The organism is Thioalbus denitrificans, from assembly GCF_003337735.1.
GTDB classification, from domain to species: Bacteria; Pseudomonadota; Gammaproteobacteria; order DSM-26407; family DSM-26407; genus Thioalbus; species Thioalbus denitrificans.
Genome location: NZ_QPJY01000006.1, coordinates 171341 through 195035 on the forward strand (window position 1 = coordinate 171341; position 23695 = coordinate 195035).

The window sequence follows — 23695 nt, forward strand, 5'->3', positions numbered from 1 at the left end:
GACCCGCACGGTGCAGGCCGGTGACCCGGATCCGCTGCCCAACACGGTGACGGTGCACTACAACCCGGACGGGTTCCCGAATGACATCAGCGACAGCGACGGTCACTCGGTCAACCTGTTCCAGCCGGGCGTGGACGTGGCGAAGGTGTGCTACGACCCCAGCGGCCCCACCGAACCGCCGTATGACACGGTGGTTGTCCACGGTGACCCGCTGGAGTACCGGTTCACCATCACCAACGACGGGTCTTCCGACTCGCCCAGCCTGGTCCTCGCCAGCGTGCTCGACCAGGTGACGGTGGGCAGCGATCCGCCGCTTCCGGCCGACAACCTCACGGCGGCGGCCACGGCGGCAGGATGCGCCAGCCTGGCCTACGGTGAGAGCTGCAGCTTCACGGTGCAGTTCGACACCTCGGGCGTGATGGCCATGGACGATGTGACGGTCTCCGACCGGGTGGATGTGCTCTACAACCCGGACGGCTTCCCGAACAACATCACCGACTACGCCACCGCGAGCTGCACGGTGACCCCGGGACTGGAAGGGTGCACGCCCGGCTTCTGGCAGGGCGGATACGGGAGGAATCTGTGGAATGAGCCCACGGATCCCGACTGGCCCGACCGCACGGGCGAGGGCGGAACCGCCACCAACCCGTTCACTCACGATACGCTCTTCTGCGACTACTTCGGCTGCAAGGTCGGCACGAAGCTCGCGGGTCTGACGATGATCGAGATTGTGGGCACGGGCGGCGGCGAGATGCCTGAGCGCAAGGCAGCGCGCAACGTCATCGCGGCCTACCTCAACACCGCGTGGAGCATGCGCTACGACTTCGGTCTGTACGACGAGCCGGGCGAGATCGCGGCGCTGTGGACCAGTGCAGTGAGCGGCGGCATCAGCTACATGGATGTGCACCTGCTGCTGGGCGGCTACAACAACCAGGAGTGCCCGATTCCGTAAGGATTCAGGCGCGGGTTCCGGCGGCCGGGTGCGCCGGCCACCGGAACCCATATCTCCGGTAGCCTGAACCGGGCGGCCTGGCGACAGGCGCCCGGTTTTTTATTCGCCGGCAGGGCGCCCGGGGCCTGGAAAGGATGAATAATCTCTCTCGCGAAGGCGCAAAGATCGCCAAGAACGCCCGCACCACACAGGATGGGGCGGCGTGACGGTTGTTCGGTCTTTGCTCTGCGGGCGAAGAGTTGATGCAATCCCAATCCGCCCCGAAGCATCCTCATGGGCAGCTACAGCGAACACTCCGGGCCCTGCCAGGGCCCTTTCGCCGCCCGATGTGGTCTTGCGCTTCTACTGCTGCTTCTGCCGATCTTCGCGGCTGCCGAGCCAGCGGGGAAAAGCGGCGGACAGAGCCGCGCCGCGGCCCTCGCCGCATTGGCCGAAACACGAGGTTTCTCCCTCTCCGGAGCCGAGCGGCTGGGTGATGCCTCCGCGCCGGTCATGGAGGACGATCTGGCACTCGGGCAGCGCCTGCGCCTCCTGCTGCTGCGGGAGCCGGAATCACCGACTGGCGACGAATGAGGCCGGCCCGCACCGTGCAAGGACGCCCTGCCGCGGAGATCCCTCCTCCACCGCAGGAGCGGCTTCCAGCCGCGATTCACGCCCTGTGCCGCGGCCGTCGCGGCAGGAAGGCTGTTCTACACCGGGAACCGGCACCGCTTCAGCGGCGCAGCGCCTGTTCCGTCTCATGCTGGAGGTTCTTCAACCGGCGGCGGAACTCCTCGGTGATCTCGGTGGCGTCCTGCTGGCTCTCCACCACCTGGGGGGTGAGCAGCACCAGCAGCTCGGTGCGCTTGGTGGACTGCTCGGTCGCACCGAACAGCTTGCCCAGGACGGGAATGCGGTAGAGGCCCGGGATGCCGCGCTCGGAGTCGAGCTTGTTCTCGGTGATGAGGCCCCCGAGCACGATGGTCTCGCCGCTCTGCACCGCCACGGTGCTCTGGATGTTCCGCTGCAGGAACCGCCGCGACTGGGAGTTCTCGCCCACGATCTCGATGTCGCCCACGTCGGTCACCTCCTGGTTGATCTCCATGGTCACCAGGCCGCCGGCATTCACGCTCGGGGTCACCGAGAGCAGCACGCCGGTGTCGCGGTACTGCACCGCCTCCAGCACCGTGTCGCCGGTGGTCACCTCGCGACCGGTGGTGACGGGGACCTGCTCGCCCACCCGGATCTCGGCGGTGCGGTTGTCCAGCACCATGAGCGAGGGGCTGGAGAGGACATTCACCTTCGAGTCGGTGGCCAGGGCGTTCAGCACGGCGTTGACCGCGCCGGCGGAGTCCACCAGGGCATAGGAGAAGCCCGGGATGATGGAGCCGATGCCGTCACCCTTGTTCAGGTCCAGCAGCCCCACGCCGTCCTGCCCCCGGGCCAGGGAGTTGTTCTTGAAGAACCACTCCAGGCCGTAGCTCAGCTCGTCCTCCAGGGTCACCTCCACGATGGAGGCCTCCACCAGCACCTGCAGCGGCAGCACGTCGAGTTTCTTCAGCGCCGCCTCCACCACCAGGTACTCCGCGGCGGTTGCCAGCACCAGGACGGCGTTGTTCTGCTCGTCGGCCACGATGCGCACGTCGGTGCCCTCCAGCAGGGTCACCCCGGCATCCCCCCCGCCGGCCCCGCCCGCCGCCGGTGGCGTTGCCGGGGCCGCCGGCTCGCCCTCGCCCGCGGGGGCGGAGGCCAGGGCGACCGCCGTCATGCCCGGCGCGGTGCGGGGCGCGGCCGGCTCGCGCTGCCCGCGCCGGCCGGAGAAGACTTCGCTGAGGATGCCGGCCAGGTCGCCGGCCTTGCGGTTCCTGACCCGGTAGACGTGGAGCTGTGACCCGGGGCCGGTATCGGCCCGATCCAGGCGGGTGACCCAGGTCTGCACCTCGTCGAGGTAGCGGGGCTGGGGCGTCACCACCAGCAGCGCGTTGAGCCGCTCGATGGGCTCCACGCGAATCACCCCGCCCTTCTCGCCCACGCTCTCGCCGATGATCTGTTCCAGCTCGCCGGCGATGGTCTTGGGGGCGGCGTTCTCCAGCGGGAAGATCCCCACCGAGTAGCCCTTGAGCCAGTCCACGTCGAAGATGTCGATGGTGGCGAGCCAGCTGCGGATGTCCTGGCTGCTGCCGGAGAGGATCAGGACGTTGCGCCGCTCGTCCACCCGCATCAGGCCGGTCTCGCCCACGAATGGCTCGAGGATCTTCTCCATCTCGGTGGCGGCGATGTACTGCAGGGGCACCACCTGGACGTGGTAGCCGGGCCCGGCGTGGAGCCGCTGGCGACCGATGCGCGACTTCACCGCGCCCTGGGGCGCCTTGGAGAGGGGCACCACGCGGTAGAGGCCGTTGTCCTCCATCAGGGCGGCCCCGTTGACCCGCAGCATGCTCTCCACCAGGGGCAGCAGGGCCTCCCGGCTCACCGGGCGGCTGGTCTGCACGCTCACCGTGCCGCTCACCTCCGGGTCGATAACGTAGTTGACCCCCAGGAGATCACCGAAGATGACCCCCACCACCTCCTGCACGTCGGCGCGCTCGAAATTGAGGGTGATGTCCCCCTCGGCGGGACCCGTCGCCTGCACCGGCTCGGCGCCGCGGTTGCCCACCAGCATGCCGGTGCCCTTGCGGATGATGGGGCTGCGTCGAACCGGCGCCGCCGGCGCCTCCACGACCGGCCGGGGTGTCGCCGGCGCGAGCACCGGGCTGCCGGCGCTCGCCTCGCCGCCGCCGTAGTAGGCGTCCCGTTCCGGCCCGGTCTGCGGCTGCTGCGCGGCGCAGGCCGCCAGCAGCGCGGCGGCGAGCGCGGCGGCGATCGGCTTGAGCATGGTCGTGACCTCGGTCGTACCCTGGATCATGGCGATATATCCTCGGCGTCCCCGTTATCGTTGTAGGTGTGCAGCGATGTTCAATCGCCGGGCGCTTCCTGGCGTGGTGGCCGCGGTTCCTGGCGTGGCGGCCGCGTCTCCGGCGGGCGGGCGGCGGCGGGGGGCGACGAACGTTCCAGCGACAGCTCGGTGGTGTTCGGCCCCCGTCTCAACATGACCCGGTCCGGCTCGATGGACTCGATCATCCAGCCCTCGATCCAGGACTCCAGCCCCCCCCTGGCGACCTCGTTCCGCCGGGAGAGCTGGAACAGGGCCTCCTTTTTCTCCGTGGTAATGACGACCCCGATCAGGCGGAAATTCACATCCGGCGCCGGCCCCGCCTCGTGGGGCGCCGCCACCGTCGGCCGCCGATCCTCGTTGAACAGGGGTCTGTCGATGATATCAGCATATTGCCCGAGGGGCGGCAGCGTGAAGCGGGGCAGATCCCGCTCCGCGGCGGCGGGCTGGCGGGGGCTGTTGCCGGCAGTTGCGACGGGCTCCGGCTGTTCGCGCCAGCGCAACTCCCAGGCGAGCACGCCGACAAGCACGAGATTGAGCGCCACCAGCAGCAGCGCCAGTCCCCGGCTTCCGTCTCTCGCACCGCTCACGTTCCCGACCCTCCGTGAATGAACCCAGTCAGGGTGAAACGGACATCCAGCTGCCAGTCGAGCTCCACCCCGGGAGAACCGGGACGGCGGCGCTGGGGACGCCGGTTGACGGAGACATCCTCGACCAGGACCAGGGGCCGGCCGGACTCGAGACGATGGAGGATTGCCTGCAGGGCCCCGATGGAGCCGGTCATGCGCACCCGCACCGATACCCGGCTGGAAGCCTCCTCCCCCTGCTCCACCGTCAGTGGCTGGGTACTCACCAGGCTGCCCTCGGCCCCCTCCACCGTTTCGCGGGCGTAGGCCTGGAGCTCGGCCGCGGCCAGGGCGCGCGAGCTGTTGCGCAGGAAGAGATCCTCCTGCTCCCGTTCGGACCCGGCGTTTTCCAGCGCCTGCTCCAGCTGCGGCCGCTGGGCGGCCACCCGCTGGTAGCCGGCCAGCCGCTTACGCAGCACCTGCAGGGACTCTTCGCTGTCCCGGTAGGCGACCAGCAACGGGTCCACCACCACCAGGTAGACAGCGGCCAGGAGCGCGGCCAGCAGAGCGATTGCGAGTCCCTTGCTGAGCGGGGGGCTGAGTGTCATGGCGGGCCCCCTGCGGTAGCGCTGACGCTCACGACCACCTGGAAGCGGTAGCGGCCGCTGCGCGGGTCACGGATCACGGGCGAGCGGAAGGTGGCGTTCTCGAACAGCGCCGAGCCCTCCAGCAGGCCGATGAGCGCGGAGGCGTCGGCGGAGATGCCCTGGATGCTCACCTGGCCGTCCTTGAGTTCGAAGCGCTCGAGCCAGGTGTCGTCCGGTATGAGCGCGGTCAGCTCGCGCAGCACCTCGATGACGATGGCCGTCTGCCGCCGCTGCCGCAGCAGCGACCCGGTCTCGGAAACCCGCCGGTCGATATCGTCGCGGAGCGACTGGGCGGAGCGGGCATCGGCGGCTACCGCCTCGATGCGGCGCTCCACCTCGGCGATGCGCAGCTTCTGCACGGCCAGGGGCAGCGCCGCCACGGACACGGCCAGCAGCAACGCCAGGATGCCCAGGATCCTGTTCAGGCGGCCCCAGCCCGTGCTCCGGCGTTCCTGGCGGCCGGGTCGCCAGAGGTTGAATGCCGGGGGCGCGCAGGGATGCGCGGCGCCCCCGCTGCCGCTCTCGTCGAAGGTGACCGCCGTGAGGGACAACCCCCACTCCTCCACCCGTTCCCGCGCCCGATCCAGGTGACTCCGGGGAACCACGACCAGCGTGACCCGCAGCCGTCCGTCCTGCTTGTCGATGCCCTCGTTGCGATAGTCGTAGTAGACCTGATCGGCCGGGAAGGGCGTCTGCCGGTCCATCTCGAAGCCCAGCACCTCGCGCAGGTTCTCCTCCGCCTCCGCCGGCAGGGCGACCGTTTTCACCAGCACCTGGGCCCGGGGCAGCCGCACGACGACCTCGATGCGCTCCCGGCGCAGCCGCCGCAGCAGCAGCTGCAGATCGGCGGGCACCTCGCGCCGTTCGGGAGCCAGGACAAAGCGGCCGAGCTCCGAGTCACGCATTCCCCGGCACTCGGTGGCCCGCAGGTGCCCGGTCTCCATGTCCAGGATCACCCGGTGGCCTGCAGCCACGGCCTGCCCCCGCGACAGGGACGGCAGCAGGGAACGCAGCTCCGCCAGCCACCAGTGGAGGAATCCGGAGATGACACCCTGCCGTGTTGCGCTAGCGGCCAAACCGGCCCCTCCTTCCGTCGAGAATCATCCGCCCGCCACCATCGATGCCCCATCCCCGGCCTGCTGGCCGGGTTGCGGCGGCAGGGCGCGGGTCCAGCTCAGCACCTCGTAGGGCTGGCCGTTTCCGGTGCGGGCAGCCGCTCCCAGGCGCACCACCGCCAGGAGCGTCTCCACCGCCCCGCCCTCCGTCTGCGCCTCCACGCGGATGCTGTAGACCGGCCCCGACACCTCGGAGAAGTAGCGTCGGTCCGCCAGCGTCGGCAGGGGCGGCGGCAGGCCTTCGGCGGCATTCAGTTCCCGGGCGCGGATGTACTCGTCCACCTGGGCCGAATCCACGTCGGGAAGCGCCAACAGTACCCGGCGGGTCGCAACCAGCGGATTGATACCTGAAACATACGCATACAGCGTCACGGAATCCCTCAGGCAGTAGTAAAGATCTGTGTCCACCCCGAATACCAGCGCCAGTTCCTCCAGGCTCTCGAAGGGAGCGTCCTTGGCCCCGTAGCCGAGACCGGCGCGCCGGTAGTCGTCGTCCTCGGCGCCGTTCAGGTGCACCAGCGAGTCCGGATCCCGCCAGTCCAGTATCGCATCCAGGATTGCCTGGCGCGCTTCGGGTTCCGCGCCGCACTGGGACAGCAACCCGCCGAGGAGATCGGTGCGGCCCACGTTGAGGTCCACCTTGCCGGCCTCGTCGCTGACGACGATCCGCAACCGGGTCTGCCCGAACACGGTTTCGTACACCGTGCCGTCGGGACGCCAGCGCTGGGCGGGATCGGCAATCCCCGGGGCCCGCAGCAGCGCGTGGACCGCCAGGCCGACACCCGCGTCCGCCGCGCTCCGACCCCTGGCCGCCTCCAGCCAGTTGCGCGCCAGCGCGGTCTCGGTGCGGGTGGCGAAGGAGAAGGCGGCGGCAATGGTTCCGAGCAGGGCCAGCACCCAGAGCACCACCACCAGCGCCACGCCGCGCGAGGCTGACGGCCGGCGCGGCGCGGGTCTGTCACCTGTCTCCTGTCGCATTTCCGGCCCCTCCCTCCTCAGCGCGGCGCATTGCCGTGCAGGGCGATGGTCTCCGTGCCACCGGTCCCGTCGGGGCGCTCCAGCACCACCCGCACCAGCAGCGGCAGGCGATCCTCCCGCGGCCATTGGGCGACCCAGCCGGGGGCCTCCCGTCGATCCGCGGCGCCGAAGTATTCGAAGCTCCCGCCCGCCAGATCCCGCGCCAGGATCACCCGCCCCTCCGGTTCCGGCATCTCCCCCGGGGCGAAATCCGGCGCAAACAGGACATAGGAGAGCTCCAGTTCCGCCGCTCCCGGTCCCGCGTCCCGGAACTCGAGTGTATAGAGGTAGAGCCCGGCGAGTCGCCCCTGCTGGTTCGGCATCGGCGCCACGAAGCGCAGCCGCTCCCGCTCACCCCAGAAGGCGAGCCGGTGCTCCTCGTCCCGGCCGATGGAGACGGCACGCGCCTGCTCCACCTGCCGGCGCAGGAAGCCCTCGGTCATGCGCAGGCGCTCGGAGTCCTCGAGCACGGCATCGGCCGCCGCCCAGCTGCGGGCGCCCATGCGCATCCCGGCGAAGGTCAGCGCCAGGATGATGCCCAGCAGACTGAGCGCCACCAGGAACTCCACCAGCGTCAGCCCGCGGTTCCGGCGCCCCATGGCCCGGTCCGGCATCCTGGCGCTTGTGCGCATCATGGCGCCTCCGCGAGCCGCAGCGTCGCCAGGGAGACGGTGCGCGGCCCCAGCAGGCTGTCCCAGGCGATCTCCACCTCCACCCGGTAGAGACGCGCCGCGCCGGGCCCGCCGGGCTCGTCCACGGGATCCAGCTCCACCACTTCAGAGCGCCAGCGGAACGGCCCGGCGCCGGCGCCCTCCTCGATGCCCGGCGCCAGGGGCGAGGTCACTCCCAGCTCCGCCAGCCGCGACTCGGCCAGGGCCACCGCGGCGCTGTAGTCCGCGGCCAGCCGGGTATTGCGCAGGCCGGCGGAGAAGATGCCGAGCAGCACGCCGAGGGAGAGGGCGAGGATCACGAAGGCCACCAGCACCTCCAGCAGCGTGAAACCCCGGCACCGCTTACTGCGCATCCCGTTCATGAATATCGATACGTCCGCTGAGCCAGTCCACGTCCACCATCCAGCCGCCCCGCTCATCGCCTAGGGTCACCCGTCCGCCGGTGGAGCTGCCGTCGGGATAGAAGCGGATCGCGCCCACCCGCTCGTCCAGCAGCTCCTCCCGGGCCGTTACCAGCTCCAGCTCCAGCGCCCCCGGCAACTCGGTCACCCGCCCGGACCCCTGCCGCTGGTAACGCCTGTTCTCGAGATCGAATATCAGCGCCTGGTCGTGCCCCGAGAATACCGCCTCGCTGCGCGCGTTGCGCAGGCTGGCCGCCAGGCTGCGTGCCGCACCCCGGGCCTCCAGGCCCGGAAAGGCGCGGCTGAACAGGGGCGGCACCACGGCCAGGAGCAGCGACAGCAGCAGGAGCACCACCAGCAGCTCCACTAGGGTGAAGCCGCCCGGCCGCGCGCGGCTTTCGTTTGCGCTCTCGGCGCCTTGGCGAGAGGATGGAAAGTTTCTCCCGCCACGGCGCCGAGGGGGCCCGGAAAGGCGGAGCCCCTTCGACCTGTCGGCAGACGGCACACTCACGCTGCTCATTTCCTTTGCGCTCTCCGCGTCGTGGCGAGAGAACCGGGACAACTCCGGCTCCGGCTTCCCGTCACTCCCAGCTGAGAATGTCGGCGTCCTCGCCGCTGCCGCCCTCGCTGTTGTCGGCCCCGAGGGAGTAGAGATCGTAGGGGCCGTGGTCGCCGGGCGACTCGTAACGGTACTCGTTCCCCCACGGGTCCTTGGGCACGTAGCTCTTCTTCAGGTACGGGCCGTTCCAGCGGTCGGTGCCCGGGGGCTGCGACACCAGGGCCTGGAGCCCCGCGTCGGTGCCCGGATAGCGCCCCGTGTCGAGGGAGTAGAGATCCAGGGCCGCACCCAGCTCCTCGAGCTGCAGGCGCGCGGTCCTGGACTTCGACTCGCCCACGTACTTCATCACCCGCGGTCCCACCAGCCCCGCCAGCAGCCCCAGGATGACCAGGACCACCAGCAGCTCGATCAGGGTGAACCCCCGCTGCCGGACGCTCCGGCTTCCGCCGTCCATTCGCTTCTCTCTCACCGCACCCACCTCTTCGCAATTCGCCTCACATGGACTCCCGCCGCAATCAGAACACCAGCTGGTTGACGCTGAGCAGCGCCATCAGGATGGAAATGATGATGGCGCCGATGAGCAGCCCCAGGCCGATGATGATTACCGGCTCCAGCAGCGCCAGCGCGCGCTGGATGGCGAGCTTCACCTCGCGGTCGTAGATGTCCGCCACCCGCAGCAGCGCCGACTCCAGGCGGCCGCTCTCCTCGCCCACCTTCACCATGTGCCCCACCAGGCGCGGGAAACGGCCGTCGGCCAGCAGCGTCTGGGCCAGGCCGTGCCCCTCCTTGGCGTTTTCCATCACCCGGGTCACCACCTCCACCAGGCCGCGGTTGCCCAGGGTATCCCGCACGATGGCCAGCGCGCTGAGCAGCGATACCCCGTTGCTGAGCAGTGTGCCCAAGGTGCGGGCGAAGACGGCCGCCTCCACCCGGGCGATGAGCGCCCCGACCACGGGCAGCCCCAGCAGCCAGTTGTCCCAGCGCTCGCGGAAGGCGGGCTCCCCCAGTTTCCGGCGCAGCAGCAGCGTCCCTCCCGCGATGATCGCCAGCAACAGCCACCAGTAGCCCTGCAGCAACCCGCCGGCGGCGAAGACCACCCGGCTCACCAGCGGCAGCTCCTGGCCCATCTCCTCGAACAGCGAGGTGAACTGGGGCACCACGAAAACCATCAGGACGATGAGCGAGGCGGCGCTGATGAACGCCAGGATGGCGGGGTAGATGAGCGCGGTCCTGACACTGCTCTTCAGGCTGTCGTACTGGGCATGAAACTCCGCCAGCCGCTCCAGCACCGACTCCAGCGCCCCCGCCGCCTCGCCGGCGCGCACCATGTTGACGGAGAAGCGGCCGAACACCGCCGGCTGCCGTTCCATGGCCTCGGCCAGCCCGGCCCCGCCGCGCACCTGGTCCAGCAGCTCGCCGATGACCGCCGCGGCGCGTTCGTCCTCCGCCAGCTCCACCAGCATTTCCAGGGCCCGGTCGAGCGGAATGCCCGAGCCCAGCAGGTTGGCCAGGTCACGGGTGAAACTCACCAGCGACAGGGTCCGGCGCCGGCTCCACGCCGGCCGCCAGCCACGCTGCCCGGCCGCCTCGTCCCGCTCCGCCCGGATCGGGGTGTGGCCGAGCTCCTTGAGCCGCTCGATCACCGCCTCCCGGCTGGCCGCCTCGAGCCGTCCCTCCAGGACCTCGCCTTCCGCGCTGACTGCCTTGTAGTTGAAAGTGGGCATGGCTACCGGTCACGGGCGACCCGCAGGACCTCCTCCAGGCTGGTGGTGCCGTCAAGCGCCTTGAGCAGCCCGTCCTCGTACATGGTGCGCATGCCGCCCGCCACGGAGGCGGCGGCGATCTCGCGGGCATCGGCGCTCCTGAGCACGAGACTGCGGATGGCATCGTCCATGACCAGGATCTCCATCACGGCGGTGCGCCCCCGGTAGCCCGTCCCGTTGCATTCATTGCACCCCACCGGGCGGTAGAGTGTGACGGGTCCCCCGGCCAGTCGCCCGAGGCCGGTTTCCGCCACCAGCCCGGGCAGGGGCTCGTAGGTCTCCCGGCAGTGGGGGCAGAGACGCCGGACCAGGCGCTGGGCCAGGACACCGTTGACCACCGAAGTGACCAGGTAGCCCGGGATGCCCATGTCCAGCAGGCGGGTCACGCTGCCCGCCGCGTCGTTGGTGTGCAGGGTGGAGAGCACCAGGTGGCCGGTCAGGGCGGACTGCACGGCGATCTCGGCCGTCTCCAGGTCGCGCATCTCGCCCAGCATGATCACGTCGGGGTCCTGGCGCACGATGGCGCGCAGGGCCCGGGCGAAGGTCAGGCCGATCTGCGGCTTCACCTGGATCTGGTTGATGCCCACCAGCTGGTACTCCACCGGGTCCTCCACGGTGACGATCTTGCGCGTGGGCCGGTTCAGTTCGCTGAGCGCCGCGTACAGGGTGGTGGTCTTGCCGCTGCCTGTGGGACCCGTGACCAGCAGGATGCCGTGGGGCTGCTTCAGGGTCTCGAGGAACCTTGCCAGGACCCGCTCGGAGAAACCGAGGGCGGCGAAATCCCGCACCGCGCTGTCCTTGTAGAGCAGGCGCAGGACCAGGCTCTCGCCGAACATGGTGGGCAGGCTGGAGACGCGGATATCGATCTCCCTGCCCTGTACGTGGACCCGGATGCGGCCGTCCTGGGGCAGGCGCCGCTCGGCGATGTCCAGCTTGGCCATGATCTTGATGCGGGATACCACGGCCGCGTAGAGGCGCATGGGCGGGGCCTCCACCTCGTGCAGCACCCCGTCCACCCGGTAGCGGACCTTGAGCTCGTTCTCGAACGGCTCGACGTGGATGTCGGAGGCCTGCTGCTCCACGGCGTTCTGGATGACCAGGTTGACCAGGCGGATGACCGGGGCCTCGCTGGCCAGGTCCTTGAGATGGGCGATCTCCTCCTCGCTGGCCTCGTCCCCGGGGCCAGCCAACCCCTCCACGATCTGGGCCATCCGGGTCCGGCCACTGCCGTAGAGCCGCTCGATGGCGGCGTGGATATCGGCGGCGGTGCCCACCCTGCACACCACCTGCTTGCCCACCAGCAGCTCGATGGCACGGATGGCATAGTCGTCCAGCGGGTCGGCCACCGCCACCTCGACGGTGCTCTCGCCCATTTGTATGGGCAGGACCGTGTGGAGCTTGAGGAAACGCAGGGAGAAGTGGTTCTCCAGGAGGGGGATCTCGGGATAGTCCTCGGGCCCGGCGACGGCGAGATTCAGCTTTTCTGCCAGCACCTCGGCCAGGTCGCGCTCGGAAACCAGCCCGAGGCGGGCGAGGATGGTGCCGATCCGGCCCTGCTCATTGCGTTGCAGCTCGAGCGCCCGTTCCAGGTTGGACAGGCTGATCTTGCCCGCTTCCACCAGGATCTCGCCCAGCCGCTTGTCACGCTCGTGGTGTGGAACCTCTTGCATCCCCTCGTCCCCTCTCCGCCAGACCCGGCGTGCACCCGGACCGGCGCTCCAACGCCGGCGGCATTGTGCCCGTGGCATGCGTAATCATTGTTAAACACGGTGACAACGTCCCTTTTACCCGATCCCATCCGCACACGCAGGGCCCGGCGGGCGACAATGACCGTCCAGAGGTCGCTTACCTGATATTAGTGTACTGCGTCACTCCTGGAGGCACATTCAGCGGCTCGCCCGCCGGCGAGGCGGGAGAGAGGAATCGATGCCGATCCCGGCCGTTGCAGCGCATCCGGCCGGGGCAATCAGCCGGACAGATCGGCGCAGACGCGGTTGCGACCGCTGTTCTTGGCCTGGTACAGAACCCGGTCGGCACGACCAATCAACGACTCCAGGTCCTCTCCGCTCCGGCGACAGGCCACGCCGGCGCTGAGGGTGATTCGCTGCCCGGCGAGCTCACCCTCGAACCGGATTTGCTCCACCGCCCGCCGGACCCGCTCGGCCATGGTGCCCACGTTATGGGCGGACTCGCCCAGGATGAAGACCGCGAACTCCTCGCCGCCGAGACGCACGGGGAGATCGGCCTCGCGCACCACGTCACGCAACGCGGTTGCCACCCCGCGCAGCACCACGTCGCCGGTATTGTGGCCCCAGGTGTCGTTGACGCGCTTGAAATGATCGATATCGAACAGGGCCAGTCCGATGGCCGCTTTGGCATCACGGTCGTGGATGCGCATCTGCCGCCCCACCACTTCATGCATGTACAGGCGGGTGAACAGGCCCGTCAGCGGGTCGCGGATGGAACGCTCGAAGAACTCCCGCCGCTCGATATCGAGTGTGCGGTAGAGGGCTTCCCGCTCCACCGCCACCTGCAGGGGCACGCTCATCTGCTCGGCCATCTCGTCGATGCGCTCGTCGTCCGGCAACTCGCCGTCGAGGCGGACGATGGCCACCGACTCGACCACCCCCGCCGAGGGGGCGAACAGCGGGATGAGCAACTGGTGGTCGTTCCCGCCGCCATCGCCGTCGAGGGGTTGGGAGGACCCGCGGTGCCGCCCGGACCAGGCCTTGCGATCCTGGCCCAGCACGGCACGCACTTCGGGCGGCGGCTCCACCAGCGCCCCGCGGTAGCGTGAGGCCGGCGCCAGGTGGAGGGCCTGGCCCTCCTCCGCCCGGGCATAGAACTCCAGCGAGGTGGCGGGAAGGAAGCGGCGGGCGATGTCGAGCAGGGCGGCGGCGATGTCACGGAAGTCCCGGTACAGGATCATGGCCCGGGTGATATCGCGCAGCGCGGTGTTGAGCTGCGAAAGCCGATGGATGTCCGAATCGCCGCCGGCCAGCAGGTAGAGACCGCAGTCCAGCGTCTTGACCTTCTCCATCATGAACGCCACCAGGTGCTCGGGGATGATGGAGCCGTGCTGGGGCGCGATGCGGCGGATGGGCACCTCCTGCAGCCGGGTCAGGGCATAGTCGAGAATCTCCCGGCTCGGCATGTAGTGCTCGTGGAACGGGCGCAGGGCCTCGAAGTAGCTCTCGTCGCGGGCATAGAGGGAAAACCCCTCGGTGAACCCGCCGAACAGGTCGCTGGAGAAGAGCGTACCGGTCTGCTCGTCGTAGGTGCAGAAGGCGCCGGGAAAGTGGGCGTAGGGGGTGAAGATGAAGCGCAGCCGCCGCCCGCCGAGATCCAGCTGCCAGCCGTTGCGATCCACCAGCCAGAACGGCAGGGAGAGCCCGTAGTGCTTGAGCAGCGCCTCCGCGCGCCAGTGGGTGACCACCACCGCGTCATCCCGGCTCACCAGCTGGTCCACCAGCGGCAGGGCCGCGGCGATGTCCGGGTCCTGGTGGTGGCAGACGAAGTAGCGGATGTTGCTGAAGGGCGTGACCGCCTCGATCTTGCGCAGGGTGTGGCGGAAGGTCAGCGCCGAGCCGGGGTCGAAGAGAATCGACTGGTCGCCGTGCTCGATGAGGTAGACATGGCACTGGAACGGATCGCCGGGCTGGTAGTGCCCCACCCACCACACCCGCTCGGCGATCTCCACCGGGCGCCCGGGATCGAGATCATCACCCATCATGTTGTAGGGCCCGTTCGTCAGCGGATACCCACCCGGCACGAACAGTGCGCCGAATGCGGTATTTCGCCACAGGGCGCACAGGGGTCACCGATAACGGGATCGGGCATGCCGGAGAACCGTCACCCACCCCGCCGGTTCCCATGCCGATTCGGCCCCCTGCAGGCCCAGTGAACCCGGTGCGCTCCGTGGCGGAAAATCCGGCAGCCTGCTAGAACGGAATGTCGTCGTCGAAGTCGTCCATGCCGCGGCCGCCGGAGGCCGGCTGCTGCGGCTCGGAGCGCTGCGGCTGGGACCGCTGCTGCCCGCCGCTGTCCTGGGCGTCGAAATCGGCGCTGCCCGGACGACCATCGAGCATCTGCAGATCGTTGGCCACGATCTCGGTGGTGTAGCGATCCTGTCCCGACTGGTCCTGCCACTTGCGGGTCTGCAGGCGGCCCTCGATGTAGACCTTCGAACCCTTCTTGAGGTATTCGCCGGCAATTTCGCCCAGCTTGCCGAACAGGACGACCCGGTGCCACTCGGTCCGCTCCTGCTGCTCGCCGGTGTTCTTGTCGCGCCAGCTCTCGCTGGTGGCCAGGCGCAGGTTGGCAACGGCGGAACCGCCCGCGGTGTAGCGCACTTCCGGATCGGCGCCCAGGTTGCCGATGAGAATGACCTTGTTGATGCCTCTTGCCATGCATGCCTCTCCCGTGTCTTATGGTCACCGTCCCCGCACCCCCGGTGGGACCGGTCTGTCACCCGCCTCTCAGGCGACGGCGTACTGCTGCAGAGCCTCCACGTCGAGGCGGCTGCGATCCACCTTCAGGTAGGCTGTCTGGTCCTCCGCCACCACCACCGCCTCGGCCACCCCGGCCACCCCGGCCAGGCGCTCGCTCAGCAGGCGGGCCTGGGCATCGTCCACCGGTCCGACCCGCAGCAGATAGCTGCTCAGATAGCTGGGGTGCCGCATGCCAGCGGCCACCAGCCACCACAGCGCCGCCACCACCGCGGAGCCGAGAAACACCCCCTCGATGCCGTAACGGCCATGGAGCCAGCCGCCCATGGCGCCGCCGATGAAGGCGCCCAGGAACTGGGAACTGGAGTAGAAACCCATGGCCGTGCCCTTGCTGTCGGGTGGCGCCACCTTGGACACCAGAGACGGTAGCGTAGCCTCGAGGATATTGAAAGCGGCAAAGAAGACGAACAGGGCGGCGACAATGGCGGAGAGGGAGCCGTGCAGCTGCCAAAGGCCCAGCTCGGCGGCGGCGAGCAGGGCGACGGCGGCCAGGAATACGGTTTTGATCCGACGTTTCTTCTCCGCCAGGATGATGGCGGGCACCATCACCAGCAGCGATCCGGCCATTACGCCCAGGTAGACGAAACTGTGGTAGCCGGAGGCCAGGCCGGCGAAATCGCGCAGCGCCAGGGGCACCACGGTGAAGCTGGCGGTGAGCAGGAGATGGAGGCTGAAGATGCCGTAGTTGAGCCGCAGCAGCTCGCCGTTGCGCAGGACCTTGCCGAACAGCGCCGGCACCGGCTCGGTATCCCGGTGCAGCCCGCTCCGGTGGGGCGTCGGGACCAGCAGGATGACCACCGCGATGGCCGCCAGGGCCAGCGCACCGGTGAGCCAGAAAATGCCCGGCACCCCGATCCAGTGGTTCAGCACCGGCCCGGCCACCATGGCCACGGCGAAGGAGACGCCGATGCTGGCGCCCATGAAGGCCATGGCCTTGGTGCGATGCTCCTCGCGGGTGAGATCCGCGAGCAGGGCCATGACCGTGCTGGCGATGGCGCCGGCACCCTGCAGGGCCCGTCCCACGATGACCCAGTGGATGGTGTCGGACATCGCCGCGAGCACACTGCCGGCGGCGAACAGGAGGAGCCCGGCCACCATCACCGGCTTGCGGCCGATGCGGTCGGAGAGCATCCCGGCCGGGATCTGCAGCAGCGCCTGGGTCAGGCCGTAGGCGCCGATGGCCAGCCCCACCAGGGTGGGCGTCACCCCGTCCAGGTGCTCGGCGTAGAGGGCGAACACCGGCAGGATCATGAACAGGCCCAGCATGCGCAGGCCGAAAATGCCCGAGAGGGTCGCGGCGGCACGGCGCTCGCCGATGGTCATCTGTTCGTGTGCTGAGGGGGTCATGGCTCGGTGTCGGGGTAGCGCCCCCAGCCCGTGGGGAGAGGGCTCCGCTTTTGCCTGCCGGCGTCGTGAAAACGTATAGTATCAGGTTCTTCGCTGGCTACTACAAGGCATCCATGGACACCATCCGCATCCGCGGCGCCCGCACCCACAACCTGCGCAACGTCGATCTCGACCTGCCCCGGGACCGGCTCATCGTCATCACCGGCCTGTCGGGATCGGGCAAGTCCTCGCTCGCCTTCGACACTCTTTATGCCGAGGGCCAGCGCCGCTACGTGGAGTCCCTGTCCGCCTACGCCCGCCAGTTCCTCTCCATGATGGAGAAGCCGGACGTGGACCACATCGAGGGTCTCTCCCCGGCCATCTCCATCGAGCAGAAGTCCACCTCCCACAATCCCCGCTCGACGGTGGGGACCATCACCGAGATCTACGACTATCTCCGGGTGCTGTTCGCCCGCGCGGGCACGCCCCGCTGCCCCGAGCACGACTCCGTGCTGGAGGCGCAGACGGTCAGCCAGATGGTGGACCTGGTCCTGTCCCAGCCGGAGGGCAGCCGGATGATGCTGCTCGCCCCCGTCGTCCAGGATCGCAAGGGCGAGCACCAGCAGGTGATCGAGTCGCTGCGCAGCCAGGGCTTCGTGCGCGCCCGTATCGATGGCGCCGTGGTGGAACTGGACGAGGCGCCGAAGCTGGATCTGCGCCGCAAGCACACGGTGGAGGTGGTCATCGACCGGTTCAAGGTCCGTCCCGACCTGCAGCTGCGCCTGGCGGAGTCCTTCGAAACGGCGCTGGGACTGGCCGAAGGCGTCGCCCGGGCGGCGTTCATGGACGAGCCCGGGCGCCCGGAGCTCGTCTTCTCGGCCCGCTTCGCCTGCCCGCAGTGCGGCTACTCCCTGCCGGAGCTGGAGCCGCGCCTGTTCTCCTTCAACAATCCCGCCGGAGCCTGCCCGTCCTGCGACGGCCTCGGGGTGAAGCAGTTCTTCGATCCGCAACGGGTGGTGCACCATCCCGATCTGTCGCTGGCCGGCGGCGCGGTCCGCGGCTGGGACCGGCGCAATGCCTACTACTACCGCCTGCTCTCGGCGCTGGCGGACCATTACCGTTTCGATATCGAGACCCCCTGGGTCGACCTGCCGGAGGCGGTGCGTGATGTCATCCTCAACGGCAGCGGCGAGGAGCCCATCACCTTCACCTACCCTGGCGACCGCGGCCGCGTCGTGACCCGCGAACACCCCTTCGAGGGCATCCTGCCCAACATGGAGCGGCGCTACCGGGAGTCGGAGTCCACCGTGGTGCGCGAGGAGCTGGCGCGCTACCTCACCACCCGCCCCTGCCCCGACTGCGGCGGCACCCGCCTGCGCACCGAGGCGCGCCACGTCTTCATCGACACCCACAACCTGCCCCAGGTGGCCGCCATGCCCATCGGCCGCGCGCGGGATCTGTTCGCCGGGCTGGAGCTGCCCGGCCGCCGGGGCGAGATCGCCGCCAAGATCCGCAAGGAGATCGGCGACCGGCTGGAATTCCTGGTCAACGTGGGGCTCGAGTACCTGACGCTGGACCGCAGCGCCGAGACCCTCTCCGGCGGCGAGGCCCAGCGCATCCGCCTGGCGAGCCAGATCGGCGCCGGCCTGGTGGGGGTGATGTACATCCTCGACGAACCCTCCATCGGCCTGCACCAGCGCGACAACGAGCGGCTGCTGAACACGCTGTTCCACCTCCGCGACCTGGGCAACACGGTGATCGTGGTGGAGCACGACGAGGACGCCATCCGCAGCGCCGACCACGTGGTGGACATGGGCCCGGGCGCCGGCATCCACGGCGGCCGGGTGGTGGCCCAGGGGCGCCCGGAACAGATCGAGGCCAGCCCCGGCTCGCTGACCGGCCAGTATCTCTCCGGCGCCCGCCGCATCCCCCTGCCGGAACGGCTTTCCGCCCCCCCGCCGGAGCGCTGGATCCGGATCCGCAATGCCCGCGGCAACAACCTCAAGGGGGTGGACGTGGAACTGCCCGCCGGGCTGATGAGCTGCGTCACCGGGGTCTCCGGCTCGGGCAAATCCACCCTGGTCAACGACACCCTGTACCGGATCGCCGCCCGCGATCTCAACGGCGCCGGCGGGGAGGCTCCCGCCCCCTGCGACGGGATCGAGGGGCTCGGCCTGTTCGACAAGGTGGTGGATATCGACCAGAGTCCCATCGGGCGCACGCCGCGCTCCAATCCCGCCACCTACACCGGCCTGTTCACCCCCATTCGCGAGCTCTTTGCCGGCACCCAGGAGTCCCGCTCCCGCGGCTACCAGCCCGGGCGTTTCAGCTTCAACGTCAAGGGCGGGCGCTGCGAGGCCTGCCAGGGCGACGGGGTCATCAAGGTGGAGATGCACTTCCTGCCGGACATCTACGTGCCTTGCGACGTCTGCAAGGGGCGGCGCTACAACCGCGAGACCCTGGAGGTCACCTACAAGGGCAGGAACATCCACGAAGTCCTGGAGATGACGGTGGAGGATGCGCGCGCGTTCTTCGACCCGGTTCCGCCCGTGGCGCGCAAGCTGCAGACCCTGATCGACGTGGGGCTGGCCTATCTGAAACTGGGCCAGAGCGCCACCACCCTCTCCGGGGGCGAGGCCCAGCGGGTGAAACTGGCCCGGGAGCTCTCCAAGCGCGACACAGGCAACACCCTGTACATCCTGGACGAACCCACCACCGGGCTGCATTTCCACGATATCGAGCAGCTGCTGGCGGTGCTGCACCGGCTGCGCGACCACGGCAACACCATCGTGGTCATCGAGCACAACCTGGATGTCATCAAGACCGCCGACTGGATCGTCGACCTCGGCCCGGGGGGCGGTGACGGCGGCGGCGAGGTGCTGGTATCCGGCCCGCCCGAGGCCATCGCCGCCGCCCCCCGCTCCCATACCGGCCGCTTCCTGAAGCCGCTGCTGGAGCGGAACTGACCGGCACTCAGGGCCGGCGCGCAAAACCGCAGGGAAACCGGACCGTCAGCGCGCCGCCCCCTATCCGGGCGCCTCGCCGTCCCCGAAACACGGAACACGGAACCCTGAACACTGAACAGGGATTGTAGACCCCCACTGGCCCAACCCTTATCCCTTATCCCTTAATCCATCAGCCCTCCTCACGCCTCCCGGTACGCCGCGTCGGCAGCCGCCACGGCGGCGCCGCGGGTGATGTGGGCCCCCATCTCGCCGAGCACGCTCTCCAGGGCCGTAAGGCAGGTATAGACGTTCTCCGGGCGGCTGGCATAGCCCATCAGGCCGATGCGCCACACCTTGCCGGCCAGCTCCCCCAGCCCGGCGCCGAGTTCGAGGTTGAAGCGCTCCAGCAGCCGGGCGCGAACCGCCGCCTCGTCCACCCCGTCCGGAACCAGCACCGCGTTCAGCTGGGGCAACCGCGCTTCGGGGCGCACCAGCATCCCGATACCCATGGCCTCGAGGCCGGCCCGCAGGGCCTCGTGGTTGTGCCGGTGGCGCGCCCAGGCATTGGCGACTCCCTCCTCGCGCACCATCAGCAGCGCCTCGTGCAGGGCATAGAGGGCGTTGACTGGCGCCGTGTGGTGATAGGCGCGCTTGCCGCCGCCCCAGTAGCCCATCACCAGGTTCAGATCCATGAACCAGCTCTGCACCGGCGTCCTGCGCAGGCGAATGGCCTCCACGGCCCGCTCGCCGAACGTGACCGGCGCCAGCCCCGGGGTACAGGAGAGACACTTCTGGGTGCCGGCGTAGACCGCGTCCAGCCCCCATTCATCCACCAGCACCGGGCTGCCGCCCAGCGCCGTCACCGCGTCCACGATGACCAGGCAGTCGTGGCGGTGGGCCAGCTCCGCCAGTGCACGCGCGTCCGATTCCACGCCCGTGGAGGTCTCCGCCTGCACGAACGCCACCAGCCTGGCGTCGGGATTGGCCTTGAGGGCCGCCTCCAGCTTCTCCGGGTCGACCGGCTCCCCCCAGGCGTCCTCCACCATCACCGCCTGCCCGCCGCAGCGCTCGACATTCTCCTTCATCCGGCCGCCGAAGACCCCGTTGCGGCAGACGATGACCTTGTCCCCCGGCTCCACCAGGTTGACGAAGCAGGTTTCCATGCCCACGGAACCCGGGCCGGACACCGGCAGGGTAAGGGGGTTTCCGGTCCGGAAGACCTCCTGCAGCAGGACCTTGAGCTCGTCCATCATGGCGACGAAGGCGGGATCCAGGTGGCCGATGGTGGGCCGCGACATGGCGGCGAGCACCCGCGGGTGCACATCGGAGGGTCCGGGGCCCATGAGGGTGCGGACGGGGGGGTTAAAGCTCTGAATCTCCATGCTGACTCTCCGGTTCTGCCGGTCTGCCTGCCGGCATCTGGTTGTCGATGTGTATGGGCGTACCCACCTGCAGCCCGAGCGCCTGGGCCGCGTTGCCGCGGCTGACCGCCAGCTCCACCAGCCCGCTGGAATTGACGTACCAGAAGGGCGTACCCGGCCGCAGTTCGGAAAAGGTGCGCCCGTGGGCCAGTACCCGCCCGTTGACCCTGATGCGCGCGGCCGGGCTGACCGTTCCTCCCCGCAGAGCGGTCATGGCGTTGCCGTAGGGATCCAGATAGATGACTTCCGCCAGTTCCACCGGCCAGTCCGCGCCGACCATGACGCCGGGGTCCGGGGCGGCGAGGGCGAGCGGGCGCCCCTGGTGGATGCGCACGGCTGCCGGCGCGAAGAGATCACGCCCGTGAAAGGTGTCCGACAGCGATTCCGGTCGCCAGAGGATCTCCCGCCAGCGCGGCCCATGGGCCTGCCGGGCGACGATGGCGAAGAGCCCGTTGTCGGGACCCACGTACCAGCGCCCGTCCGCCTCCAGCACAACCGCCCTGCGCTCGCTTCCCACCCCCGGATCCACGACCCCGACGATGACCGCACCGCGGGGCAGTCCCGGGGCGAGAGCGGCGAGCAGGTAGGCGGCGGCGCGGGGGTTGTAGCGGGGAGCATCGGAGCAGAGCTCCACCACGGGCAGCGGACGCCCGGACGCCCGCAGGAGGGCGGCCTGCATCTGGCCCTGGTACAGGCTGCCGACGCCGAAATCGGTGAACAGGACGATCATGCCGGCTCGCGAAAAAAAAGCCGGGCGAGCCCGGCTTTTTTCTTGATGCCTTCCACCGCCTGTGCCTCAGTCCTCGGACTCCGCCTCGGCCACGGGACGATCAACCAGCTCCACGTAGGCCATGGGGGCGGCATCGCCGGCGCGGAAGCCGCACTTGAGGATGCGCAGGTAGCCGCCGGGGCGCGCCTGGTAGCGGGGACCCAGCTCGCCGAAGAGCTTGGTGACCGCGTCGTTGTCGCGCAGGCGGGCGAAGGCCAGGCGGCGGTTCGCCACGCTGTCGTTCTTGGCCAGGGTGATGAGCGGCTCCGCCACGCGGCGCAGCTCCTTGGCCTTCGGCAGGGTGGTCTTGATGATCTCGTGCTCGAACAGCGAGCTGGCCATGTTGCGGAACATGGCGGTCCGGTGGCTGCTGTTGCGGTTCAGCTGCCGTCCACTCTTACGATGACGCATGACGAATTACCTTTATAGAGTAGTTATCCTACGCGGCCCGAAGGCCCGTGGTGTGCCGTCGTGCCTCAGGCGGAGGTCTTGTCCTTGTCCCTCAGCCCGGGCGGAGGCCAGTTCTCCAGGCGCATGCCCAGGGACAGCCCGCGGGTGGCCAGAACGTCCTTGATCTCGGTCAGGGACTTCTTGCCCAGGTTCGGCGTCTTCAGCAACTCCACCTCGGTGCGCTGGATCAGATCGCCGATATAGTAGATGTTCTCGGCCTTCAGGCAGTTGGCGGAGCGCACGGTCAGCTCGAGATCGTCGACGGGACGCAGCAGGATGGGATCGAACTCCATCCCCTTCTCCTTGCGCGTATCCTCGGCGAGCTCGTCCCCTTCCAGTTCCACGAAGGTGGAGAGCTGGTCGCGGAGAATGCTGGCCGCGCGGCGGATCGCCTCGTCAGCCTCGATGGTGCCGTTGGTCTCGATATCGATCACCAGCTTGTCGAGGTTGGTGCGCTGCTCGACGCGGGCGCTCTCGACGGTGTAGGCGATCCGGGAGACGGGGCTGAAGGAGGCATCCAGCTGCAGGCGGCCGATGGGACGGTCCTCGCCTTCCACCTCTTCACGGGCGGCGACCGGCTGGTAGCCGCGTCCGCGCTCCACCTTCAGGCTCATGCTCAGCTCGCCGGACTTGGTGAGATGGGCGAGCACATGGTCCGGGTTCACGATTTCGACGTCGTGATCCAGGGTGATGTCGCTGGCCGTGACCGGCCCGGGCCCCTTCTTCTTCAGGGTCAGGGTCGCCTGGTCGCGATTGTGCATCTTGATCGCCAGGCCCTTGAGGTTCAACAGGATGTCGATGACATCCTCCTGCACGCCCTCGATGGTGGAGTACTCGTGCAGCACACCGTCAATCTCCACCTCGGTCACGGCGCAGCCGGGCATGGAGGAGAGAAGAATGCGGCGCAGCGCATTGCCGAGCGTATGCCCGAAACCGCGTTCGAGCGGTTCGAGCGTCACCTTTGCATGTGTAGGCGAAGCGTGCTGCACATGCACCAGGCGCGGCTTGAGAAATTCAGTTGCTGAACCCTGCATCTAAAGAAACCCTCCGGCGTTACTTGGAGTAGAGCTCGACCACCAGCGACTCGTTGATGTCGGAAGGCAGGTCGCTCCGATCCGGGACCGACTTGAAGACGCCTTCCATCTTGCCGGCGTCCACCTCGATCCAGCCCGGGATGCCGCGCTGCTGGGCGAGCTCGAGCGCGGCCTGGATGCGCAGCTGCTTGCGGGCGGCTTCGCGCACGGTCACCACGTCCTCGGGCTTGACCTGATAGGAGGGAATGTTCACGGTCTTGCCGTTGACCAGGATCGCCTTGTGGCTCACCAGCTGACGCGCCTCGGAACGCGTGGAGCCGAAGCCCATGCGATAGACCACGTTGTCCAGCCGGCACTCCAGGATCTGCAGCAGGTTCTCACCCGTGGAACCCTTGCGCCGATCGGCCTCCTGGTAGTAGCGGCGGAACTGCCGCTCGAGGACGCCGTAGATGCGGCGCAGCTTCTGCTTTTCGCGCAGCTGGCCGGCGTAGTCGCTCAGACGGGCGCGACGCTGACCGTGCTGGCCGGGGACCTGCTCCAGCTTGCACTTGGTTTCGAGCGCGCGAACGCCGGACTTGAGGGACAGGTCAGCGCCTTCACGCCGACTCAGCTTGCATTTGGGACCAAGATATCTCGCCAC

The 23695-nt window shown here is 69.0% G+C and carries 22 protein-coding genes; 3 read left to right on the plus strand and 19 right to left on the minus strand.

What is annotated here, in order from left to right; genetic code table 11:
• Together DFQ59_RS19880 and DFQ59_RS19580 are read left to right on the plus strand one after the other, a co-directional pair.
• Positions 1-952 (plus strand): hypothetical protein (locus DFQ59_RS19880; RefSeq protein ID WP_170142156.1); only part of this gene is annotated, 952 nt, incomplete at its 5' end.
• Between the two features lie 273 nt (positions 953-1225).
• Positions 1226-1525 (plus strand): hypothetical protein, encoded by a 300-nt coding sequence (locus DFQ59_RS19580; RefSeq protein ID WP_147275251.1) that lies wholly within the window; start codon positions 1226-1228, stop codon positions 1523-1525.
• 139 nt (positions 1526-1664) lie between these two features.
• Here DFQ59_RS19580 and gspD read toward each other — a convergent pair whose 3' ends face one another.
• The 14 genes from gspD to DFQ59_RS13025 form a co-directional block, all read right to left on the minus strand.
• On the minus strand, positions 1665-3836 hold the full coding sequence (gspD, locus tag DFQ59_RS12960) for a type II secretion system secretin GspD (protein ID WP_170142157.1): 2172 nt from the start codon (positions 3834-3836) through the stop codon (positions 1665-1667).
• 50 nt (positions 3837-3886) lie between these two features.
• Positions 3887-4453: a hypothetical protein gene (locus DFQ59_RS12965; RefSeq protein ID WP_114280131.1), complete on the minus strand. Its 567-nt coding sequence runs from the start codon at positions 4451-4453 to the stop codon at positions 3887-3889.
• Positions 4450-5037 carry a type II secretion system protein GspM gene (gene gspM / locus DFQ59_RS12970; RefSeq protein WP_114280132.1) on the minus strand — a complete coding sequence of 196 codons (588 nt, stop codon included), beginning with the start codon at positions 5035-5037 and terminating at the stop codon, positions 4450-4452. Before gspM ends, DFQ59_RS12965 begins: the two co-directional genes overlap by 4 nt.
• Positions 5034-6152 (minus strand): PilN domain-containing protein, encoded by a 1119-nt coding sequence (locus DFQ59_RS12975; RefSeq protein ID WP_114280133.1) that lies wholly within the window; start codon positions 6150-6152, stop codon positions 5034-5036. The genes gspM and DFQ59_RS12975 overlap by 4 nt, the downstream gene beginning before the upstream one ends.
• A gap of 24 nt (positions 6153-6176) precedes the next feature.
• Entirely contained in the window at positions 6177-7169 is a 993-nt protein-coding gene (locus DFQ59_RS12980; protein ID WP_170142158.1) for a type II secretion system minor pseudopilin, read from the minus strand.
• A gap of 17 nt (positions 7170-7186) precedes the next feature.
• Positions 7187-7843: a prepilin-type N-terminal cleavage/methylation domain-containing protein gene (locus DFQ59_RS12985; RefSeq protein ID WP_114280135.1), complete on the minus strand. Its 657-nt coding sequence runs from the start codon at positions 7841-7843 to the stop codon at positions 7187-7189.
• Complete coding sequence (locus DFQ59_RS12990) at positions 7840-8232, minus strand: type IV pilus modification PilV family protein (RefSeq protein ID WP_211314931.1); 393 nt, start codon at positions 8230-8232, stop codon at positions 7840-7842. Before DFQ59_RS12990 ends, DFQ59_RS12985 begins: the two co-directional genes overlap by 4 nt.
• Positions 8222-8800, minus strand: coding sequence for a GspH/FimT family protein (locus DFQ59_RS12995; protein WP_114280137.1), 579 nt, complete (start codon positions 8798-8800; stop codon positions 8222-8224). Before DFQ59_RS12995 ends, DFQ59_RS12990 begins: the two co-directional genes overlap by 11 nt.
• Positions 8801-8861: 61 nt before the next feature.
• Positions 8862-9293 carry a type II secretion system major pseudopilin GspG gene (gspG, locus tag DFQ59_RS13000; protein WP_114280138.1) on the minus strand — a complete coding sequence of 144 codons (432 nt, stop codon included), beginning with the start codon at positions 9291-9293 and terminating at the stop codon, positions 8862-8864.
• A 61-nt stretch (positions 9294-9354) separates the two neighbouring features.
• Entirely contained in the window at positions 9355-10563 is a 1209-nt protein-coding gene (locus tag DFQ59_RS13005; RefSeq protein WP_114280139.1) for a type II secretion system F family protein, read from the minus strand.
• Between the two features lie 2 nt (positions 10564-10565).
• On the minus strand, positions 10566-12272 hold the full coding sequence (gene gspE, locus DFQ59_RS13010; RefSeq protein WP_114280140.1) for a type II secretion system ATPase GspE: 1707 nt from the start codon (positions 12270-12272) through the stop codon (positions 10566-10568).
• Between the two features lie 296 nt (positions 12273-12568).
• Positions 12569-14335: an oxygen-binding di-iron domain-containing protein gene (locus DFQ59_RS13015; protein ID WP_114280141.1), complete on the minus strand. Its 1767-nt coding sequence runs from the start codon at positions 14333-14335 to the stop codon at positions 12569-12571.
• Between the two features lie 208 nt (positions 14336-14543).
• A complete protein-coding gene (ssb, locus tag DFQ59_RS13020) occupies positions 14544-15011 on the minus strand; it encodes a single-stranded DNA-binding protein (protein ID WP_114280142.1) in 468 nt (155 codons plus the stop codon).
• Between the two features lie 69 nt (positions 15012-15080).
• On the minus strand, positions 15081-16457 hold the full coding sequence (locus DFQ59_RS13025; protein WP_211314932.1) for an MFS transporter: 1377 nt from the start codon (positions 16455-16457) through the stop codon (positions 15081-15083).
• Positions 16458-16570: 113 nt separating this feature from the next.
• On the opposite strand from DFQ59_RS13025, the gene uvrA reads away from it, so the two are divergent.
• The gene (gene uvrA, locus DFQ59_RS13030) at positions 16571-19402 is read left to right on the plus strand and encodes an excinuclease ABC subunit UvrA (RefSeq protein ID WP_114280144.1); all 2832 of its coding nucleotides are present in this window, start codon (positions 16571-16573) and stop codon (positions 19400-19402) included.
• 179 nt (positions 19403-19581) lie between these two features.
• Here the strand turns inward: uvrA and DFQ59_RS13035 are convergent, their stop codons facing one another.
• The 5 genes from DFQ59_RS13035 to rpsD form a co-directional block, all read right to left on the minus strand.
• The gene (locus DFQ59_RS13035; protein ID WP_114280145.1) at positions 19582-20763 is read right to left on the minus strand and encodes a pyridoxal-phosphate-dependent aminotransferase family protein; all 1182 of its coding nucleotides are present in this window, start codon (positions 20761-20763) and stop codon (positions 19582-19584) included.
• Positions 20744-21532: an SAM hydrolase/SAM-dependent halogenase family protein gene (locus DFQ59_RS13040; protein ID WP_114280146.1), complete on the minus strand. Its 789-nt coding sequence runs from the start codon at positions 21530-21532 to the stop codon at positions 20744-20746. The genes DFQ59_RS13035 and DFQ59_RS13040 overlap by 20 nt, the downstream gene beginning before the upstream one ends.
• 66 nt (positions 21533-21598) lie before the next feature.
• Positions 21599-21982 carry a 50S ribosomal protein L17 gene (rplQ, locus tag DFQ59_RS13045; protein WP_114280147.1) on the minus strand — a complete coding sequence of 128 codons (384 nt, stop codon included), beginning with the start codon at positions 21980-21982 and terminating at the stop codon, positions 21599-21601.
• Between the two features lie 65 nt (positions 21983-22047).
• The gene (locus DFQ59_RS13050; protein ID WP_114280148.1) at positions 22048-23055 is read right to left on the minus strand and encodes a DNA-directed RNA polymerase subunit alpha; all 1008 of its coding nucleotides are present in this window, start codon (positions 23053-23055) and stop codon (positions 22048-22050) included.
• 19 nt (positions 23056-23074) lie between these two features.
• Positions 23075-23695 carry a 30S ribosomal protein S4 gene (gene rpsD / locus DFQ59_RS13055; protein WP_114280149.1) on the minus strand — a complete coding sequence of 207 codons (621 nt, stop codon included), beginning with the start codon at positions 23693-23695 and terminating at the stop codon, positions 23075-23077.

Excerpts from the sequence above, each read along its gene's own strand:
- DFQ59_RS13015 (WP_114280141.1), bottom strand. The coding sequence starts at position 14,335 with ATGATGGGTGATGATCTCGATCCCGGGCGCCCGGTGGAGATCGCCGAG.
- gspE (WP_114280140.1), bottom strand. The coding sequence starts at position 12,272 with ATGCAAGAGGTTCCACACCACGAGCGTGACAAGCGGCTGGGCGAGATC.
- DFQ59_RS13040 (WP_114280146.1), bottom strand. The coding sequence starts at position 21,532 with ATGATCGTCCTGTTCACCGATTTCGGCGTCGGCAGCCTGTACCAGGGC.
- DFQ59_RS12980 (WP_170142158.1), bottom strand. The coding sequence starts at position 7,169 with ATGCGACAGGAGACAGGTGACAGACCCGCGCCGCGCCGGCCGTCAGCC.
- gspG (WP_114280138.1), bottom strand. The coding sequence starts at position 9,293 with ATGGACGGCGGAAGCCGGAGCGTCCGGCAGCGGGGGTTCACCCTGATC.
- DFQ59_RS12985 (WP_114280135.1), bottom strand. The coding sequence starts at position 7,843 with ATGATGCGCACAAGCGCCAGGATGCCGGACCGGGCCATGGGGCGCCGG.
- DFQ59_RS13005 (WP_114280139.1), bottom strand. The coding sequence starts at position 10,563 with ATGCCCACTTTCAACTACAAGGCAGTCAGCGCGGAAGGCGAGGTCCTG.
- DFQ59_RS19580 (WP_147275251.1), top strand. The coding sequence starts at position 1,226 with ATGGGCAGCTACAGCGAACACTCCGGGCCCTGCCAGGGCCCTTTCGCC.
- gspM (WP_114280132.1), bottom strand. The coding sequence starts at position 5,037 with ATGACACTCAGCCCCCCGCTCAGCAAGGGACTCGCAATCGCTCTGCTG.
- gspD (WP_170142157.1), bottom strand. The coding sequence starts at position 3,836 with ATGATCCAGGGTACGACCGAGGTCACGACCATGCTCAAGCCGATCGCC.
- DFQ59_RS13025 (WP_211314932.1), bottom strand. The coding sequence starts at position 16,457 with ATGACCCCCTCAGCACACGAACAGATGACCATCGGCGAGCGCCGTGCC.
- ssb (WP_114280142.1), bottom strand. The coding sequence starts at position 15,011 with ATGGCAAGAGGCATCAACAAGGTCATTCTCATCGGCAACCTGGGCGCC.
- DFQ59_RS12990 (WP_211314931.1), bottom strand. The coding sequence starts at position 8,232 with ATGCGCAGTAAGCGGTGCCGGGGTTTCACGCTGCTGGAGGTGCTGGTG.
- DFQ59_RS12995 (WP_114280137.1), bottom strand. The coding sequence starts at position 8,800 with ATGAGCAGCGTGAGTGTGCCGTCTGCCGACAGGTCGAAGGGGCTCCGC.
- DFQ59_RS13035 (WP_114280145.1), bottom strand. The coding sequence starts at position 20,763 with ATGGAGATTCAGAGCTTTAACCCCCCCGTCCGCACCCTCATGGGCCCC.
- rplQ (WP_114280147.1), bottom strand. The coding sequence starts at position 21,982 with ATGCGTCATCGTAAGAGTGGACGGCAGCTGAACCGCAACAGCAGCCAC.
- DFQ59_RS13050 (WP_114280148.1), bottom strand. The coding sequence starts at position 23,055 with ATGCAGGGTTCAGCAACTGAATTTCTCAAGCCGCGCCTGGTGCATGTG.
- uvrA (WP_114280144.1), top strand. The coding sequence starts at position 16,571 with ATGGACACCATCCGCATCCGCGGCGCCCGCACCCACAACCTGCGCAAC.